This is a genomic window from Paracoccus angustae (assembly GCF_042648745.1).
GTDB lineage: Bacteria > Pseudomonadota > Alphaproteobacteria > Rhodobacterales > Rhodobacteraceae > Paracoccus > Paracoccus angustae.
Genome location: NZ_JBHRXY010000002.1, coordinates 140750 through 158466 on the forward strand (window position 1 = coordinate 140750; position 17717 = coordinate 158466).

Consider the following 17717-nt stretch of genomic DNA (forward strand, 5'->3'; position numbering starts at 1 on the left):
CGTTCATTGATCCGCTTGTTGCATAAAGGCCCGGCATCGCGGCAGATGCCGGCGCGGGGCCTGCGCTAGCGCAAACCCTGCGCAAGGGGAATGCCGGACGTGCCCGAAATTGCGCGCGCATGGCGGGTTTGCGGCCAAGGATTGCCCCGGTGGAGGGGGGGGCGGCGCCTGTCCGGTCAAGGGGCGGGCCAGGCGCGCTCCTCCGCCTCGGCCAGCTTTCCAAGGATGTCCTGGATTTGATACGGCTTGGTGGCGACCGGAATGTCCGAAAAGCTGTCGGGCAGGTCGAAGTCGCTGCCATAGCCGGTGGCGAAGACAAAGGGGATGCCCCGGCCCCGCAGCCGTTCGGCGACGGGCAGCGAGGTCTCGTCCGCCAGGTTGACATCCAGCACCGCCAGATCGGGCGGATCGCGGTCGATCACCGTCAGCGCCGCCTCGACCGAGGCGGCGCGCCCGCTCACCTCCAGCCCGTGGTCCTGCAACTCGGCCTCCAGGGACAGGGCGATCAGGGTCTGGTCCTCGACCAGCAGCACGCGCCGCCCGGCCAGCGGCGCGGCGGCAGGCCCGGCGGATGCGGCGCGGCCCGCGCGCGGGGCGGCCTGGACCCCGGCATGGCGCACGAAGCGGGCGGGCAGCATGAAGCGGGCGGCCACGCCGGTGGGGCGGAACTCGATCCGGCTTTCGCCTTCAAGGTCGAAGGGCAGCGATTGTTCCACAAGGGCGGATCCGAAGCCCGACCGCACCGGCGGGGTCAGCCCCTCCATCCCGCCTTCGGTCCAGTCGATGCGGCAGTTCCCGTCCCCGTCGAGGTGCCATGAGACCGACAGATGCCCGCTGGCCCGCGACAGCGCGCCGTATTTGGCGGCGTTTGTCGCCATCTCGTGCAGGATCAGTGCCATGACCGAAAAGGCCCGCCCGTCCAGGGCCACCGCCGGGCCGTCCAGGCGGATCGCCCGCCCCTCGCCCGCATAGGGGCCAAGCTCGGCCGCCAGAAGATCGCCCAGAAGGCCGCCCTCGTCGTCGCGGACGATCTGGTCATGGGCATAGGCCAGCGCCTGGATGCGGCCGCGCAGCGATCCGGCATAGCCTTCCAGCGTCTCGCCCTCGGCCGGCTTGCGGCTGACCAGGGACTGGATGACGGCCAGGATGTTCTTGACCCGGTGGTTCAGTTCCCGGTTCAGGACGCGCTGGCGCACCTCGGCCCGGGACCGCTCGTCGGCCAGCATCTCGCTGCTGAACAGCAGCACCTCGGCCACGGCGATGCGCAGGGCCTCGGCAAAGCGGCAATCGGCCTCGGACCAGGGGTGGCACTTGTCGCGGACGGTTTCCTTCCAGATCGCGAAGCTCTTGCGCGGGGTCAGGCGGTCGCCGAACCGGCCGGTGTCGTAGGTCTTGTTGGGATCGCCGCCCCAGTCCAGCGTTTGCACGGCTTCCTTGCGGAAATAGAACATGAAGTCGCGCGGCCGCCGGGACAAGGGAATAACCATCGCCCCGGCGGCCAGCCCCCAAAGCGCGGCGGCATCGGGCAGCAGGGCCATCAGATTGTCGGTGTGGAACACCTGCCCTTCCGGCAGATCGAGCGCCAGCGCCAGAAGGGGCGCGGCCTCGGTTTCGGACGGGGCGTGGCCGACGGCGGTCCAGTGGCCGTCGAACCACATGGCGACGCCGTCGGCGGGGATCAGCTCGGCCAGGTGCGGCAGGCGGTCCCGCAGGGCGGGGCCCGCGTCCTCGGCCCGGACCGCGTTGGCCAGCAGTTCGTCCAGCGCCCGGCGGGCGGCCAGTTCGGCATCGCGCGCGTGCCGGCGGTGCAGCGCGTCCAGGTGCATCGAGAAGAACTCGCCCACCATTTCCGCCGCCGCGCGGTCCGCCATGTTCAGCACCTTTGGCGCATAATGATGGCAGGCGATCAGCCCCCACAGCGCCCCGTCGATGATGACCGACACCGACATGGAGGCGGCCACCCCCATGTTGCGCAGGTATTCGCAATGGATGGGCGAGACGCTGCGCAGATGGGCATAGGACAGGTCCAGCGGCCCGGCCTGCGGCTCGAGCGACAGAACCGGGACGGGCGCATAGGACGCGTCGCCGATGACGCGGATCGGGTTTTGCAGATACAAGGCGCGCGCCTGCCGGGGGATGTCGCTGGCCGGGAAATACTGGCCGCGGAAGCTTTCGTGGCAGTCCAGCTTGGCCTCGGCCACGACCTTGCCCGCGCCGTCCTCGCCCAACTGATAGATCATCACCCGGTCATAGCCCAGTTGCGCCTGGATCAGCGGTGCGGCCATCTGGACCAGCCGGTCGGCGTCCGAGATGCCGCGCAGGCGCTCGACCACCGTGCGCGACAGGCTGATCTGCCGGCCAAGCCGGCTGGCGGCGGGCTCGAACTCGATAACCGTGCGGCTGTCGTGGCGGTGGATGGTGGCGTCCAGCGCGCGGCCGTTCACGTCCAGGCCGAAGACCACCGCCGGGCGCGGCCGGTTCCCCGAAGTGGCCAGCGCGTTCAGCAGCGCGTGCGCCGGCTCGCCGCCGATCGCCTCGGGCAGGGGCAGGTCCAGCGGCAGGCCGGGCAGGCCCAGCATCGCGGGGGCGTTTTCCGAACAGAACAGGATCCGCCGCGTGCCGTTGTCGCAGGCCAGCAGGCAGCCGTGCGGCTGGATGCTGCCGGGGATATGGATCGGCTCGCGGTCGCAATTGGTCAGGTCGATCGGCTGTCCGGCAAGCGCGGGATCAAAGGCGGTGTTGTCGTTCATGCAAGGGCTTTCACGCCATAGGCGCGCAGCGCCAGGCCGAAAACGGCGCGCGCGGCGGCGGTTGCCTGGGGCGCGGAAAAACCGCCCGCTTCCAGCCAGGCCAGAAAATCGCGCCAGCGCGCGGGGGATGCGGTCTGCGCCGCCAGATGCCGCGCGCCGTGATCGGGGCCGAAGCCCAGGGCCGCCGCGCGCCGCGCCAGCAGGCGCCCGCCAAGCGCCGAGCCTTCCAGCACATAGCAGGCCGCCGCCCGGGCGGCAGGGGTCGGCAGGGGCGACGCGTCGGGCGTGGCGGGCACGGGCAGGCGCAGGTCGGCCAGATCCTGCGCGATCAGGGGCGCCAGGGGCTGGATCCGCCACCCCTCGACCTGCGCCAGTTGCGGCTCCAGCGCGGCGCGGAAGGCATGGCTGCCCGCCAGAAAGGCGGCATAGGCTTTGGCATCGCCAAGACCGCCGATGTTCCGGTCCAGCGTCTCGTGCAGGTCACGCGTGGCCTTTGCCAGAGCGCGACGGAGTGTGCCGTCTTGCATCGATCCCGTGCCACATTGCAGATATTGCACAAGACATAGCGGGCATTGCGGAAAGGCCGCAATAGGGGTTTTTCGGGCCTCCGCTTAAGGAATGTTAAGCATTCGCGGGTCAATAGCCCTTCCGGCGATCCACCAGATGCAGAACGGGACGGCCCGCCATGGCGCGGCGCAGGTTCTCGACCGCGACGGGCGCGGCGGTTTCGGGGCGCGTCTCGGCGGCGATATGGGGGGTGACGGTGACCCGGGGATGGGACCAGAAGCGGTGGTCCGGGGGCAGCGGCTCGACCCGGAACACGTCCAGCACGGCATGGGCCAGGCAACCCCGATCCAGCGCGGCCAGAGCCGCGGCGTCGTCCAGCACCGTGCCCCGGCCCGGGTTGATCAGCCAGGCCCCCCGCGGCAGCAGCGCCAGCCGGTCCGCGTCCAGAAGGCCCCGCGTCTGCGGGGTGTCGGGCAGCAGGGTGATCAGGATCTCGGCCCTGGCCAGCGCCCGGTCCAGCCCGTCGGGGCCGAAGACCTCGACCCCCGGGACCGCCCGCCCCGAGGCGCTGAAGCCCGCGACGCGAAAGCCGATGCCGCCCAGCATGGCCGCCACGCTGCGGCCCAGTTCTCCCATCCCCAGGATCGTCACCTGCCGCCCGTCCGCCAGAGGCGGCGTCAGGCCGTTGCGCCAGGCGCCGTCCTGGGCATAGGCGTCCATCCCCAGATGCGCGCGCAGCGTCCAGCCGGTGCAGTATTCCGCCATGCCGCGCGCCAGCCCCGGATCGACCATGCGCGCCAGGGGCTGCGTCAGGGTCGGGTTTGTCACGATGCGCTCGACCCCGGCCCAAAGGCTTTGAACAAGCCGCGCGTTCACGAAGGGCGACAGGTCGTTGATGGGACCGCCCGGCGCATAGATGATCGCGTCGATGCCGGCCGGGTCGGCGTCGCGCACCAGTTCCATCTCGGGCGCAAGGCGCGTCAGGACGGGCGCCCAGTCCGGCCAGATCGCGTCGGGGGCGGCGAACAGGACGCGCATCGTCATCGTGGCCCCATCATCGCGGCCCCATTATCGCGGCCTGTGGACATGGGCGGCCTGCACCAGCCCGAAGCCCAGCAGCAGGATCATCAGCGAGGTGCCGCCATAGCTGACCAGCGGCAGGGGCGATCCCTTGGCGGGCAGCATCCCCATCACGGTGGCCATGTTGATCGCGAAATACAGAAAGAACGTGCCGCTGATGCCCACGGTGATCAGCGCGGCGAACCGGTCGCGGTTGGTCAGCGCCGAATACAGGCAAAAGCCGATGATCAGCGTGTAAAGCCCCAACAGCGACATCGCGCCCACGAAGCCGAACTCCTCGGCCAGAACGGTGAAGATGAAGTCGGTGTGCTTTTCGGGCAGGAAGTTCAGCCGCGACTGCGTGCCCTGCATGAAGCCCCGGCCCGACCAGCCGCCCGATCCCAGGGCGATCTGGCTCTGGATGATGTTGTAGCCCGCGCCCAGGGGATCGGCGGTCGGGTCCAGAAAGGTGTCGATGCGGCGGAACTGGTAGTCCTTCAAAAGCTGCCAGTCGGTGCCCCGGCTTTCCAGCACGGTCGCCACCAGCCCCACGGCGGCGGCGATCACCACGCCGAAATACCACAAGGACACGCCCGCCGCGAACATCACGATGCCGCCCCCCGCGACCAGCATGATCGAGGTGCCCAGATCCGGCTGGATCAGCACAAGCCCGGTCGGCGCCAGGATCAGCACCACCGGGATCAGCACCCACAGCGGGCGCGACACGCGATGGGGCGGCAGCCAGTCGTAATAGGCGGCCAGCAGCAGCACCTGCGAGATCTTCATCAGCTCGGACGGTTGCAGGCGGATCGGGCCGATGTCGATCCAGCGCTGCGCGCCCATGCCGATGGTGCCCACCAGTTCCACCGCGACCAGCAGCAGCACGCAGCCGACATAGGCGGGGATGGAAATGCCGCGCCAGAACCACATCGGCACAAAGGCAAGCGCGATCATGATCACCATGCCGGCGGCGAAACGGTACATCTGCGGCTCGGCCCAGGTATCGACCCGGCCGCCCGCGACCGAGATCAGCATCAGGAACCCGATGGAGGCCACCGCGGCGATCAGGAAGACCAGCGGCCAGTTCAGATACAGGATCTTGCGGATGCCGGTCGGGGTCTGGGCGACGGTATAATCGAGATAGGACATGGCGATCAGGCCCGCGTCAGACGGGGCGCATCGGGCGCGAACAGGTGCATGGCGTTGTGGCGTTCCTCCATCGCGGCGCGCTGATCGTCGGGCACCGCGTCCAGCGGCGGCAGGCCGCCGTTCAACGCATACAGCATGATGTCGCGGGCGACCGGCGCGGCCACCGCCGAGCCGCCGCCGCCATGTTCCACCACGACCGCCGCCGCATAGCGCGGCGCGTCAAAGGGCGCATAGCAGACGAACAGCGCATGGTCGCGGCGTTCCCAGGGCAACTGGTCGTTGGACACCACGCCCCGCGCCCGTTCGGCGGCGGTGATGTTGCGGACCTGGCTGGTGCCGGTCTTGCCGGCCATGCGCCAGTCCTCGCGGATGATGCGGGACCGGCGGGCGGTGCCGCTGGCCGAATTCATCACCTCGTCCATGCCCAGGCGGGCGACGCGCAGATGCGCGGGGTCGATGTCCAGGGCCGGAAAGTCCGGGACCGGCTGGGGCACGCCGTCGATGGCGCGGACCAGCCGGGGCTTCACCTCGCGCCCCGAGGCGATGCGCGCGGTCATCACCGCCAGTTGCAAGGGCGAGGCCAGCACATAGCCCTGCCCGATCGAGGCGTTGAGGCTGTCGCCCACCTGCCAGGCCTGCCCGTGCCGCGCCTGCTTCCAGGCCCGGTCCGGGGCGATCCCCTCGGCCACCGCCGACATGGGCAGATCGTGGCGCTGGCCCAGGCCCAGCTTGCGGGCCATGGCGGCGATCCGGTCGATGCCGACCTTTTGCGCCAGTTCATAGTAATACACGTCGCAGCTGTGCGACAGGCTGGTCACGGCATCGACGCTGCCATGGCCGCCCCTGCTCCAGCAATGGAAGCGGCGCCCGCCCGCCGTGGTGTAGCCGGGGCAGTAGAAGCGCGACCCCGCGTTGATCACGCCCGCCTCCAGCCCGGCCAGCAGCGTGACCATCTTGAAGGTCGAACCGGGCGGATAAACGCCCTGCACGGTCTTGTCGGCCAGCGGGCGGTGGTCATGGTTCATCAGCGCCCTGTAGTCGGCCGAGGAAATCCCCCGCACGAACTTGTTGGGATCGAAGGAGGGCGAGGAACAGATCGTCACGACGTCGCCCGTCTGGGCGTCGATCACCACGGCCGCGGCGCTTTCGGCGCCCATGCGCTGCGCGGCGTAGTTCTGCAACTGCGCGTCGATGGTCATCTGCACGGTCGCGCCCTGCTCGCCTTCCTGGCGCGACAGCTGCCGCATCTCGCGGCCGGCGCTGTTCACCTCGACCCGGCGCTGCCCGGCCTTGCCGCGCAGGTGATCCTCCATCCGGGCCTCGAAGCCGACCTTGCCCAGCTGGAACTCGGGCAGCATCAGGACGGGATCGGGGTTCTCGATCTTGGACAGGTCGTAATCCGAAACCGGCCCGACATAGCCCAGCACATGCGCCAGATCGCCCGCGCGCGGATACACGCGCGACAGGCCCGATTCGGGCGTGACCCCGGCCAGCGCGGGGGCGTTCACGGCGATGGAGCTGAACTGTTCCCAGGTAAGGCGGTCGGCCAGAACGATGGGCGTGATCGCGGTGCGCCTGGAAAACTCGTTCAGCAGTTCGGCCATGCGGGCGTCGCTGATCGGGATCAGCTGGGCCAGGCGGCGCAGCACCGGTTCCACGTCGCCGCCCGCTTCCTCGCGCGTCAGGGTGACGCGGTAGTTCTGCTCGTTTCCCGCGATGACGATGCCGTTGCGGTCGTGGATCAGCCCGCGCGCGGGCACCAGCAGGCGGATCTTGATCGAGTTGCCGTCGGCCAGCATCCGGTACTGCTCGGCATGTTCGACCTGCATGGAGCGCAGCTTCAGCGCCAGCGTCGTGACCACGCCCAGCTGGATGCCCGCCAGCATCAGTCCCCGACGCGTCAGGCCGCGGCCGCCTCCGTCGGTCTTGCGGGGCTTGCCGGTCATCGCGCGGCCCTTGTCTGCTCGGCCTCGCCCGGGGCGATGCGGCGCAACCCGATCAGCGCCCGCGCCGCCAGCACCACGGGCGGATAGGCGGCAACGGTCGCGATATAGTGCAGGATCACCTGGCCCAGGGCCGGAACCGGCATCATGAACAGCACCTGTATGATACGATAGCCCAGCATCATCATGCCCATCAGGACGGCGATGCGCAGCCATTCAACCACGAATGGCCCGTCGCGCCAACGCCCTTCACGCAAGCGTGCGGCCTCGGACCCCAACAGCACGATGGCGGGCCAAAGGCCCAGGGGATGGAACAGCACAATGTCCTGGACGACGAAAACCAGCGCGATCACCGGGGCCGCCAGCTGGTCGGGACGGCGCAGCACCCAGGCAAGCGTCAGGCACAAGCCCAGGTCGGGACCGGGCAGCCGCACCCCGCCCGCCGACAAGGGCAGCAGGCGCAGGAACAGCAAAACCGCCATTGCCGCGCAGAACAGAACCGTGCCGGCCAGCACCGGCCTTTTCATCACTCGGTCCCCGTGGCCAGGGGGTCGGACGCCGCCGCCGCCTCGACCGGCGATGTCGGCATCTGCGGGCCGATGAAGCCCCGCTCGCCCGGGGTGATGACCGCGTCCGAATCGGCCACGGTTTCCGCCGGATGGGACCGCAGCACGCGCAGGAATTCCAGCCGCCCGTAATCGGCGGCCATGCGCAGCCGCATCCGCCCGTCGCTGCCCTGCACCACCTGCCCCGCCAGCAGCCCCGGCGGGAACACGCCCCCGTCGCCCGAGGTCACGACCCGGTCGCCGGGCCGGACGTTGTCCGGCGTCTCGATGAAGTCCAGAAAGGGCAGCGGCGTGTTGTCGCCCGTCAGCAGCGCCCGTTCGCCCGAGGGCTGGATGGAGACGGGAATGCGCGAGGACGGATCGGTCAGCAGCACCACCCGGCTGGTCCGCTTGCCCACGCCCGAGATGCGGCCCACAAGCCCCAGCCCGTCCATGGTGGCCCAGCCTTCGACGATGCCGTCGTCCGCGCCCACGTTCAGCAGCACCGACTGCCGGAAGGCCGAGCCGCTGTCCACCATCACGGTCCCGGTGACGCTGGTCAGCGCCGGGTCGATGCGGACCTTGTTCAGCGCCATCAGCTTGGAGTTTTCCTGTTCAAGCTGAACCGCGGCTTCCTTCCAGGCCTGCATCTTCTGCAACTCTCGCCGCAGTTCCTGGTTCTGCTGGTAGATCCGGGCATAGGACTGGAACCCGCCGATCATCTGGCCTGCCTGCGTGACGGGGGCCATGGCCCAGTCGAAGGACGGCACCACCCGGTCGACGATGGCGATGCGCATCGCCTCGGCCCGGGGGCTGTCGATGCGCCAGAACAGGAACAGCGCGATCAGAACAAGCGTCATCAGCGCGATCAGCACGCGCCGGACGGGTGTGGCGAAATCTGGTCCCTTGCGTGCCATTCACGCAGCCTTTTTCCGGGCCGCCCTTCAGCTGTCGTAGTCGATGACGTGGCGCAGCTGCTTTTCGTATTCAAGCGCCTTGCCGGTGCCAAGCGCAACGCAGTTCATCGGCTGGTCGGCCAGCGTGATCGACAATCCTGTCTGCTCGCGCAGCGCCAGATCCAGATCGCCCAGCATCGCGCCCCCGCCCGTCAGGATCACGCCCCGGTCCACGATGTCGGCGGCCAGATCAGGGGGCGTGGCTTCCAGCGCGACCATCACGGCCTCGCAGATGGCCTGCATGGGTTCGGCCAGCGCCTCGGCCACCATGGCCTGGCTGATCTCGATTTCCTTGGGGATGCCGTTCAGCAGGTCGCGGCCGCGCACCATGATCGTGGCGCCGCGCCCGTCGTCGGGCATCCGCGCCGTGCCGATAGAGGTCTTGACCCGCTCGGCGGTCGATTCGCCGATCAGCATGTTCTGGTTGCGACGCAGATAGTTGATGATCGCCTCGTCCATCCGGTCCCCGCCGATGCGGACCGAACGGGCGTAAACCACGTCGCCCAGGGACAGCACCGCCACCTCGGTGGTGCCGCCGCCGATGTCCACCACCATGGAGCCAGTGGGTTCGGTGATGGGCATTCCCGCGCCGATGGCCGCCGCGATCGGCTCCGCGATCAGCCCGGCCCTGCGCGCGCCCGCCGACAGCACCGACTGGCGGATGGCGCGCTTTTCAACGGGGGTGGCGCCATGGGGCACGCAGACGATGACCTTGGGCTTGGAAAAGCCGCTGCGCTTGAACACCTTCTTGATGAAGTGCTTGATCATCTGCTCGGCGCTGTCGAAATCGGCGATGACGCCTTCGCGCATGGGCCGGATCGCCTCGATGGAACCGGGGGTGCGGCCCAGCATCAGTTTCGCGTCCTCGCCCACGGCCAGCACCTGCCGCTTGCCGTCCTTGACGTGATAGGCCACGACCGAGGGCTCGTTCAGGATGATGCCTTTGCCCTTGACATAGATCAGCGTGTTCGCCGTCCCGAGGTCGATTGCGATGTCGGTCGAAAACAAACCGCCGAATGCCATGCCCGTTATCCTTTCGCGCCGGTTTCACCGGCTGTGCCTGTTTCTTGCATTGCGCCATGGCCACGACGCGCAGGGGCGCACGCGGCGGTGCCACCATATAGAATCCTCCGGGGCGGCTTGAAAGCCCCGTTCAAGCATTGCCGCCGCGAAGGACAGGCAGGCCCCGGACGCATGAAAAAGGCGCCCATGACCGGCATGGGCGCCCTTGCGCGGGTCGGTTGGCGTCAACGGGCCTTGCGGCGGCGGCGCAGGAAGGCCAGGGCGGCCAGACCGGCGGGCAGCAGCGCCGCGCCGGCGGGCAGCGGCACCGGGGCGGGCTGCGTTTCGGCCACGGCATTGCCCGGCACGGCGATGTTGTAGGTCAGGCCACCATGCGACGTGTGGGTGTTGAACAGCATCAGATAAAGCGCGCCATCGAAATCGTCGCCCAGCGTCAGCGTATAGGTGAAGTCCTGGCCGCGATTCCAATGCTCCATGCTGAAATTGGCCAGATCGGTTCCTTCCCACGCGCTGTATTGCAGCGGCGAGAACTTGTAGAGCACCCGCCCGCCGGACGAGAAGCTGTTGTTCGACGTGTCGCCGGACACCTTGGGCGCGAACGACAGCGTGACGGTCTGGGCACCCTTCCTAAGCGAGGTAAAGGCAAGGATGTCATGATCGTTCTGCCACCCCCATGTGCCGGAAATGCTGTCGTTGCCCTCGGCAACCACCGTCGGGTTCGTCCAGTCGGCAGAAAATTCGCCGAAAGTTCCTTCGTTCAGCGTTGCGGCGGCGGAAGCACCCGCCGACAAAAGCGAAATCGTGGCGGCAAGACAAAAAGCTCGCATCTTCATCCTCGTGAACCGGCGCCCATGCGCCGCAAAACAATACCATAAAGACGCGACAGCCTTTTGCCTGCCACATCCGACACATTCGCCGTCAGTTTTGCTGATGATCGAAGTGCGGCCTGTATCGCACCGGTTAACGCATCCGTCAATCTGCCGGCACACGCATGACGGGTATCTTTTTGTACAGGGTTATTGCATGCATCCCTGCAACCGTCGGGGCCGGGGTGCGATCCGAATCAGAATGCCGCACCCCGCCTGTTCTTCGTGTCAGTGCGAATACATGCTGATTTCCTTGCCGTCCTTGCCCGCGCGGGTGCGCCGCACGATCAGGTGGTTCAGCGCGCCCACATAGGCCTTGACCGAGGCCAGGATGGTGTCGGTGTCGGCGGCCTGGCCGTTCACGATGCGGCCGTCCTCCTCCATCCGCACGGACACGGTGGCCTGCGCGTCGGTGCCCTCGGTCACGGCATGGACCTGATACAGCTTCAGCATGGCGTTGTGCGGGAAGATCTGCTTGACCGCGTTGAAGCAGGCATCGACCGGGCCGTCGCCCGTGGCGTGCACGGTCTTTTCCTGCCCGTCCACGATCATGGTCAGATCCGCCGACTGCCCGTCGCTGCCGCAAACGACGCGCAGGTGCTTGACCTGCAAGTGATCGTCGCCGGTATTGGCCGAGGCGTCCTGGACAAGCGCCACGATGTCCTCGTCGTAAACCTCTTTCTTGCGGTCGGCGAGCGCCTTGAAGCGGACAAAGATGTCCTTCAACTGGTTGTCGCCGACATCATAGCCCAGGTCGGCCAGCTTGGCGCGCAGCGCGGCGCGGCCCGAATGCTTGCCCATGGCGATGTTGGTCTCGTTCAACCCGATGTCGGCGGGGCGCATGATCTCGAAGGTCTCGACGTTCTTCAGCACGCCGTCCTGGTGGATGCCGGATTCGTGCAGGAACGCGTTCTTGCCGACGATGGCCTTGTTGAACTGGACCGGAAAGCCCGACACCTGCGCCACCCGGCGCGAGATGCCCATGATCCTGGTCGTGTCGATGCCGGTGGTGAAGGGCATGATGTCGTGGCGCACCTTGAGCGCCATCACCACCTCCTCCAGCGCGGTGTTGCCGGCGCGCTCGCCCAGGCCGTTGATGGTGCATTCGATCTGGCGGGCGCCGGCTTCCACGGCGGCCAGGGCGTTGGCGGTGGCCATGCCCAGGTCGTTGTGGCAATGGGTGGCGAAGACCACGTTTTCCGACCCCGGCACGCGCTCCAGCAGCATGCGGATCAGGTCGGCCGATTCGCGGGGGGCGGTATAGCCCACGGTGTCGGGGATGTTGATGGTGGTCGCGCCTGCCTTGATGGCGATTTCCACCACGCGGCACAGATAGTCGTGTTCGGTCCGGGTCGCGTCCATGGGCGACCATTGCACGTTGTCGCACAGGTTGCGGGCATGGGTCACGGTCTGCTCGATCCGCTCGGCCATCTGGTCCATGTCCAGGTTCGGGATCGCGCGGTGCAGGGGCGAGGTGCCGATAAAGGTGTGGATGCGCGGGCGGCGGGCGTGCCTGACCGCTTCCCAGCAGCGGTCGATGTCGGGCAGCTGCGCGCGGGCCAGGCCGCAGATCACGCTGTTCTTCGCCTGCCGGGCGATGGCGCTGACGGCGGCGAAGTCGCCTTCGGACGCGATGGGAAAGCCCGCCTCGATGATGTCCACGCCCATCTCGTCCAGCATCTGGGCGATTTCCAGCTTTTCCTCGTGGGACATGGTGGCGCCGGGCGACTGCTCGCCGTCGCGCAGCGTGGTGTCGAAAATGACGACGCGGTTCTTGTCGGTCATGGGGATGCTTTCTTACGGAGGTTCTGTTGCTGGGATGGCCCGGGCACGTCCTGGCTGAGCGGCGGCCCGGAGACCCGCTCAGCGCAGCGTAAGAAGCAGCAGACCGCGGAGGTTCACGGCCAGACGCGCGCCAAAGGGCGCGGTCGGGGCGGCGGGAATGTCCAGCATCCGGGTCATGGCGGGACTATGCCGTCATGGGTGCGGTTTGAAAAGGGGAAATTGCCCTGGGGCTGCGGCCCGAGGATCACCATCCGCGACCAGGCATTCTTCTCGAACAGGACAGCGACGCGTTCCGGTGACCTGCAATCCGAATGAAACCCCTGCTTCAGGTCCATCAAGCGCCATGAGATCGAAAGGTTAGCAAGCATCTTGCCTTTGCGATCAAACAGACCGACGCGAATAACACCGTTATCGCTGAAGTCCTGATCCATCTGGCCGATCAGGGCCGCATTGGGGGTCTCTTCGAACCCCGTATCGAAACAGGGCGCGACAAGGCAGACCGTCGCGGCGTCGGCCAAAAGGATGCGATCCAGCGTGACCGAGACACCTTTGGTGCGCAGGGTGCGAATGGCGGCACGGTCGAAAGGCCATGGGGCCGCGCCAGCAACCATCCGATCAGACCGAGCCCCGGCAAGCCAAAGACACCAGCGGCAGGCTTGGAAAGGCTCCCCGCAAATGCGGCCGGGTCATCACGCCGCCCCCCGGGCCTGGTCCAGATCGTCCAGCACCTGCCGCAGCCGGTCCCGGTCGGGCGCGGGCAGTCCGTCCAAGCCCCTTGAAACGGCGATCCGCAGTTGCGCCGCCGCCGCCTGCCGCGCGGTGTCCGGTCCGATGCGGGTCAGCGCGTCCAGCGCCTTGACCAGGCGGGTCAGCACGTCGATCTGGCCCGCCGCGTCGCGGGCGATCAGGCGGAAGGCGTCGTCGTGGATCTCGTCGTAACGCAGCGGCGGCACGCGCAGCCGGGGGTATTGCGCCCGGTGCAGTTCCGCCTTGTGCCAACCCTCGGACCACAGCGTCAGCAACCGCACCTGCCTTCCGATCACGTCGATGGCGGTGCCGGGGTCGTTCACGGCGGGGGACAAGGCGCGCAGGGCAACCTCGGCCAAGGCGATGATGCCGAAACGCGGATCCTGGTCGAAGGACCGCGCCGGGGCAATGGTGAAGGGGCGGCGGATGGCGGCGGCCAGATCCTCGGTGACGGGCTGGTCCACGATCACGGCCAAAGGGGTGCCGTGATACAGGAACGTGCCGGGAAGGACGCGGATGTCCAGGCGGAGATCGCGCTTTTCGCAAAGGTCGGACAGCGCGGCGGTGTCGATGAATTCGACATAGCCCACCTGGTCCGACAGGACGGCGGGCGCGGTCGGCGCGTCGGGGGGCAGCGGGCGGCCGCCCAGGAAGGGCAGATCCAGCCGCGCCTCCATGGACCGGCGGGTGGCCTCCTCCAGCCGGTCGATGGTGTCGCCCACCCGGCCCAGCTTGGTCAGCTGGTGGATCCAGCGCAGCAAGGCCAGCACGATCAGAACGATCACCAGCACCGTGGTCACGAACAGCAGCGCCCGGCCCTGCGGGCCGTAGACGCTGACCCGCAGCGCGACCAGGCCGACGATGCTGAACAGGAACGACCCGATAAAGGTCGCCAGCACCGACTGGATGAAGTCGTCCTCGGTCAGCAGGCGGGTGGCGCGGGGCGTGGCGTTCGAGGTGGCCGACCCATAGGCCGAGGTCAGCGCCGTGACCGAGAAGGTCGTGACCGCCAGCATGGACGAGGCGATGACGTTCAGCAGGCTGTCGATCGCCTCGGCGCTGATGTCGATGGGCAGCGGCCAGGGCAAATAGATGGCCAGGGTGGCGGCAATGGCCGCGAACACGCCAAGCACCGCATAAAGCGAGACGCGGACCCACAACGTCCGGCGCAGCCGCGACAGGATCCAGCGCAGCCGGGACATGCTAGGGGATCCACCGGACCTTGGTCAGGTCGTTGGCCTGCGTGGGGGCGTTTTCCCACAGGCCCTCGATCCGCGCGTCGGCCACGCCGGTCTTGGCCAGCTGGAACAGAAAGGCGTTGACGTGATCGCGGGCGATCATCTCTTGCGCCTGTTTGTACAGGTCGCCGCGCTGCTGCGGCGTCACCGCCGCCTGCAACCGGTCCATCAGCGCGACGAACTCGGGCCGGGCATAGCGGAAGTAGTAGTCGGGCCGGGCGTAGATGTCGATGTCCAGGGGCTCGGTATGGCTGATGACGGTCAGGTCGAAGTCGCCGTTCTTGAAAACCGTTTCCAGCCATTGCGCCCATTCCATGTTGTCGATCCGGGTCTGGATGCCGACAGCGGCAAGCTGGGCCTGCACGATCTCTCCGCCCCGCCGGGCGTAAGGCGTGGGCGGCAGGGCCAGGCGCAGGGCGATGGGGCCGACGCCCGCCTGGGCCAGCAGGGCCTTGGCCTTTTCGGGGTCGTGATCCGAAAGGCCGGTCAGATCGACGTAATCGGGGTGATGGGGCGCGAAATGGCTGCCGATGGGGGTGCCGTAGCCGAACATCGCGCCGTCGATGATGTCGGCGCGGTTGATCGCATGGGCGATGGCCTGGCGGACCTTGATGTCGTTCAAGGGCGCCCGAGCGTTGTTCATGGCCAGGATCGTCTCGCCCTCGGTGGTGCCGACCATCACCTTGAAGCGGGGATCGGCCTGCAATTGCGGCAGGGTTTCGGGCGCGGGATAGTTCGGAAAGGCGTCCACGTCGCCCGCCATGACCGCCGCGAAGGCCGCCGAGGGGTCGGGGATGAAGCGGAAGGTCGCCGTTTTCAAGGCGGGCTTTTCGCCCCAGTAGCCGTCAAAGGCGGACAGCACGATCCGGTCGCCCTGCACCCAGCGGTCGAACCGGAACGGGCCGGTGCCGACGGGCGTCGTCGCAAGGCTGGAGGCGCTGGCCGGATCCAGCATCACCGCATCGCCCCAGGCCATCTTGAAGGGAAAGTTGCCGTCGGGCGCCGCCAAAGTCACGCGCACGGTCAGCGGATCCAGGGCCTCGACCGCTTCGATGCCCTGGAACAGCACCTTCTGGGCATTGGTCGAACCGGGCGCCCGGGCGCGGTCCAGGGTGAAGACCACGTCGCCCGCGTCGAAGGCCGCGCCATCGTGGAAGCTCACGCCGTCGTGGAGGTGGAAGACATAGGTGCGGCCGTTGTTCTCGACATCCCAGCGTTCGGCAAGGGCGGGTTCGATGGTGCCGTTGGGGCCGAAGCGGGTCAGGCCTTCGAAGACATTGGCGTACACGACCTCGTCCGTGGCCGCCGCCGCCCCGCCGGTGGGGTCGAGGTTCGGCGGCTCCAGCACCATGCCCAGGGTGATGGCGTCCTGGGCGTTCGCGGGAAGCGCCAGCAGAACCAGCGCGGCGGCGGATTTCAGAAGATCACGCATGGTCGTCCCCTTCAGGCGCGTTCGGGTATAAGCTGCTGCGCGGCCCCCGCCAGCAGCAGCCACAGCGAGGTCACGACCAGACCCCAGTTGGCCCAGCTGTCGGGGTGAAACTCGACCCAGGCGGCGCGGGCGGCAAAGACGCACCACAGGATCGCGATCGGCAACGAGACCGCCCGCCAGCGTTCGGTGCGGACCGGGTGGATGAACTTGATGGGCAGAAACATCGCCACCGTCAGCGCCACGATGATCAGAAGGATCACCGTCCAGTGCGGGTCGGTCGCGAACAGCACCAGCACCACCATGTTCCAGCAGCCCGGAAAGCCGGAAAAGCTGTTGTCCCTGGTCTTCATCCGCGTGTCCGCGAAATAGATCACGCTGCCGTAAACGATGACAATGATCGCGAACCAGCCGGTCCAGCCGGACAGCAGGCCCGACTTGAACAGCGCATAGGCCGGAATGAACACATAGGTCAGATAGTCGATGATCAGGTCCATCAGCACGCCGTCGTAGTTCGGCGAGTGGATCTTGACGTCGTAGCGCCGCGCCAGCGGGCCGTCGATGCCGTCGACCACCAGGGCCACGACCAGCCACAGGAACATCAGCGACCACTTGCCCTCGACCGCGGCGAGCATCGCCAGCATGGACAGAACGGCGCCGGTGGCGGTCAGCAGGTGGACGGACAGGGCTTTGTGTTGCGTCTTCATGGGCAGGTTCTGGCAGCTTGGCGGGGATCACGCAACCGTGCTTGGACCCTCAGCGCAGGATCGGAGGGCCTTTCGGCCGGCTTGGCGGCTCGGCGGGCGGGGTCAGGTCGAAGCGCAGGACGCCCGCGGGCAGCGCGGAATCGGTAAAGCTGACATCGACGCCGCCGGGCTGCGGGGGCAGAAAGGCCAGCGTCTCGGCCAGGGCCTTGGCGATGGCGGGCTGGTGGGCGGGATCGGCGCCCGCGACCAGCACGACATGGCCGTTCCCCGCCCCGGCAAGCGCCGCGCCCGCGATCAGCCCGCGCATGTCGCCCAGGCGTTCCGCCAGGGGTTGCGCCAAGGCCTCGATCACGGCGGGCGCGGGCGGGATCAGGCGCAGGCGGACGTCGGCCGGTTCGGGCGCGGCGGAAAGCGCGCCGGTCAGCCAGTCCAGCATGGCCGCGTCCAGCAGCATTTCCGACGGATGGCCCGGATTGACCAGCAGCCCGGCGCCCCCGGATTTCAGCAGGCCCGCCAGCACCCGCCCCGGCATCGCCGCATAGGCCACGGGACCGCCGAAGAAGCCCGCCAGCCGGTCCTCGGTATCGCAGGCCAGGGCCACGGGGCCGGCGTCCAGCGGAAAGATGCGCAGTTCCACCCGGTCGTCCGCAGGCTCGGCCGCAAGGGCCACGGCCAGTTCGGTGTCCGCCAGCCGCGACAGCATCCGCGCGCGCTGCGGGGCGTCTGCATCGTGGAAGGGATACGGGGCAAGGTCGTCAAGCGCGGTCATGGCGGGCCTTTCGGCGAAAAGGGCATGACCCTGCCCTAGGACGGCCGTGGCGGATCGTCCAGCCCCCGGTTGGCCGGGGGATCAGGACATCCTCGGGTTTCCCCGCCCGCGGCGGGGGGCGGGCGCTGGCCGGGCCTTCCAGGCCCGGCGGCGTCGGGCCGACGCGACGTGGCGAAGACGGCGGCCTTTGCCGGTCCAGGCCCGGGGCTGACGCAAGCGTGATTCCGCAGCGACGGCGGGGGCG

At 68.2% G+C, this 17717-nt stretch carries 15 protein-coding genes; all 15 read right to left on the reverse strand.

All coding sequences use genetic code 11. The features are described from left to right. Positions 1 to 176 precede the first annotated feature (176 nt). The gene (locus ACFOM8_RS03760) at positions 177 to 2750 is read right to left on the reverse strand and encodes an HWE histidine kinase domain-containing protein (RefSeq protein ID WP_377759447.1); all 2574 of its coding nucleotides are present in this window, start codon (positions 2748 to 2750) and stop codon (positions 177 to 179) included. Next, on the reverse strand, positions 2747 to 3277 hold the full coding sequence (locus ACFOM8_RS03765; RefSeq protein WP_377759449.1) for a biliverdin-producing heme oxygenase: 531 nt from the start codon (positions 3275 to 3277) through the stop codon (positions 2747 to 2749). Before ACFOM8_RS03765 ends, ACFOM8_RS03760 begins: the two co-directional genes overlap by 4 nt. Before the next feature lie 109 nt (positions 3278 to 3386). Then, positions 3387 to 4295, reverse strand: a complete 909-nt coding sequence (locus ACFOM8_RS03770) for a 2-hydroxyacid dehydrogenase (protein WP_377760058.1) — start codon at positions 4293 to 4295, stop codon at positions 3387 to 3389. 30 nt (positions 4296 to 4325) lie between these two features. Continuing rightward, the gene (rodA, locus tag ACFOM8_RS03775) at positions 4326 to 5465 is read right to left on the reverse strand and encodes a rod shape-determining protein RodA (protein ID WP_377759450.1); all 1140 of its coding nucleotides are present in this window, start codon (positions 5463 to 5465) and stop codon (positions 4326 to 4328) included. A gap of 5 nt (positions 5466 to 5470) precedes the next feature. Continuing rightward, positions 5471 to 7411 (reverse strand): penicillin-binding protein 2, encoded by a 1941-nt coding sequence (mrdA, locus tag ACFOM8_RS03780; protein ID WP_377759451.1) that lies wholly within the window; start codon positions 7409 to 7411, stop codon positions 5471 to 5473. Continuing rightward, positions 7408 to 7935, reverse strand: a complete 528-nt coding sequence (locus tag ACFOM8_RS03785; RefSeq protein WP_377759453.1) for a rod shape-determining protein MreD — start codon at positions 7933 to 7935, stop codon at positions 7408 to 7410. The genes mrdA and ACFOM8_RS03785 overlap by 4 nt, the downstream gene beginning before the upstream one ends. Then, on the reverse strand, positions 7935 to 8870 hold the full coding sequence (mreC, locus tag ACFOM8_RS03790) for a rod shape-determining protein MreC (RefSeq protein WP_377759454.1): 936 nt from the start codon (positions 8868 to 8870) through the stop codon (positions 7935 to 7937). Before mreC ends, ACFOM8_RS03785 begins: the two co-directional genes overlap by 1 nt. Positions 8871 to 8897: 27 nt before the next feature. Further along, positions 8898 to 9932, reverse strand: coding sequence for a rod shape-determining protein (locus ACFOM8_RS03795; RefSeq protein WP_103173449.1), 1035 nt, complete (start codon positions 9930 to 9932; stop codon positions 8898 to 8900). A 224-nt stretch (positions 9933 to 10156) separates the two neighbouring features. Then, entirely contained in the window at positions 10157 to 10759 is a 603-nt protein-coding gene (locus ACFOM8_RS03800; RefSeq protein ID WP_377759457.1) for a VPLPA-CTERM sorting domain-containing protein, read from the reverse strand. A 267-nt stretch (positions 10760 to 11026) separates the two neighbouring features. Beyond that, positions 11027 to 12583, reverse strand: a complete 1557-nt coding sequence (locus ACFOM8_RS03805; RefSeq protein WP_377759459.1) for a 2-isopropylmalate synthase — start codon at positions 12581 to 12583, stop codon at positions 11027 to 11029. 173 nt (positions 12584 to 12756) lie between these two features. Further along, positions 12757 to 13194 carry a hypothetical protein gene (locus ACFOM8_RS03810; protein WP_377759461.1) on the reverse strand — a complete coding sequence of 146 codons (438 nt, stop codon included), beginning with the start codon at positions 13192 to 13194 and terminating at the stop codon, positions 12757 to 12759. Positions 13195 to 13272: 78 nt separating this feature from the next. Then, positions 13273 to 14532 carry a DUF2254 domain-containing protein gene (locus ACFOM8_RS03815; protein ID WP_377759463.1) on the reverse strand — a complete coding sequence of 420 codons (1260 nt, stop codon included), beginning with the start codon at positions 14530 to 14532 and terminating at the stop codon, positions 13273 to 13275. A 1-nt stretch (position 14533) separates the two neighbouring features. After that, positions 14534 to 16000: an ABC transporter substrate-binding protein gene (locus ACFOM8_RS03820; RefSeq protein ID WP_377759465.1), complete on the reverse strand. Its 1467-nt coding sequence runs from the start codon at positions 15998 to 16000 to the stop codon at positions 14534 to 14536. A gap of 11 nt (positions 16001 to 16011) precedes the next feature. Then, complete coding sequence (locus tag ACFOM8_RS03825; protein ID WP_377759466.1) at positions 16012 to 16704, reverse strand: CDP-alcohol phosphatidyltransferase family protein; 693 nt, start codon at positions 16702 to 16704, stop codon at positions 16012 to 16014. A 49-nt stretch (positions 16705 to 16753) separates the two neighbouring features. After that, positions 16754 to 17473, reverse strand: a complete 720-nt coding sequence (locus ACFOM8_RS03830) for an SseB family protein (RefSeq protein WP_377759468.1) — start codon at positions 17471 to 17473, stop codon at positions 16754 to 16756. Between the last annotated feature and the right edge of the window lie 244 nt (positions 17474 to 17717).

Excerpts from the sequence above, each read along its gene's own strand:
- ACFOM8_RS03760 (WP_377759447.1), bottom strand. The coding sequence starts at position 2,750 with ATGAACGACAACACCGCCTTTGATCCCGCGCTTGCCGGACAGCCGATC.
- ACFOM8_RS03765 (WP_377759449.1), bottom strand. The coding sequence starts at position 3,277 with ATGCAAGACGGCACACTCCGTCGCGCTCTGGCAAAGGCCACGCGTGAC.
- ACFOM8_RS03770 (WP_377760058.1), bottom strand. The coding sequence starts at position 4,295 with ATGCGCGTCCTGTTCGCCGCCCCCGACGCGATCTGGCCGGACTGGGCG.
- rodA (WP_377759450.1), bottom strand. The coding sequence starts at position 5,465 with ATGTCCTATCTCGATTATACCGTCGCCCAGACCCCGACCGGCATCCGC.
- mrdA (WP_377759451.1), bottom strand. The coding sequence starts at position 7,411 with ATGACCGGCAAGCCCCGCAAGACCGACGGAGGCGGCCGCGGCCTGACG.
- ACFOM8_RS03785 (WP_377759453.1), bottom strand. The coding sequence starts at position 7,935 with ATGAAAAGGCCGGTGCTGGCCGGCACGGTTCTGTTCTGCGCGGCAATG.
- mreC (WP_377759454.1), bottom strand. The coding sequence starts at position 8,870 with ATGGCACGCAAGGGACCAGATTTCGCCACACCCGTCCGGCGCGTGCTG.
- ACFOM8_RS03795 (WP_103173449.1), bottom strand. The coding sequence starts at position 9,932 with ATGGCATTCGGCGGTTTGTTTTCGACCGACATCGCAATCGACCTCGGG.
- ACFOM8_RS03800 (WP_377759457.1), bottom strand. The coding sequence starts at position 10,759 with ATGCGAGCTTTTTGTCTTGCCGCCACGATTTCGCTTTTGTCGGCGGGT.
- ACFOM8_RS03805 (WP_377759459.1), bottom strand. The coding sequence starts at position 12,583 with ATGACCGACAAGAACCGCGTCGTCATTTTCGACACCACGCTGCGCGAC.
- ACFOM8_RS03810 (WP_377759461.1), bottom strand. The coding sequence starts at position 13,194 with ATGGTTGCTGGCGCGGCCCCATGGCCTTTCGACCGTGCCGCCATTCGC.
- ACFOM8_RS03815 (WP_377759463.1), bottom strand. The coding sequence starts at position 14,532 with ATGTCCCGGCTGCGCTGGATCCTGTCGCGGCTGCGCCGGACGTTGTGG.
- ACFOM8_RS03820 (WP_377759465.1), bottom strand. The coding sequence starts at position 16,000 with ATGCGTGATCTTCTGAAATCCGCCGCCGCGCTGGTTCTGCTGGCGCTT.
- ACFOM8_RS03825 (WP_377759466.1), bottom strand. The coding sequence starts at position 16,704 with ATGAAGACGCAACACAAAGCCCTGTCCGTCCACCTGCTGACCGCCACC.
- ACFOM8_RS03830 (WP_377759468.1), bottom strand. The coding sequence starts at position 17,473 with ATGACCGCGCTTGACGACCTTGCCCCGTATCCCTTCCACGATGCAGAC.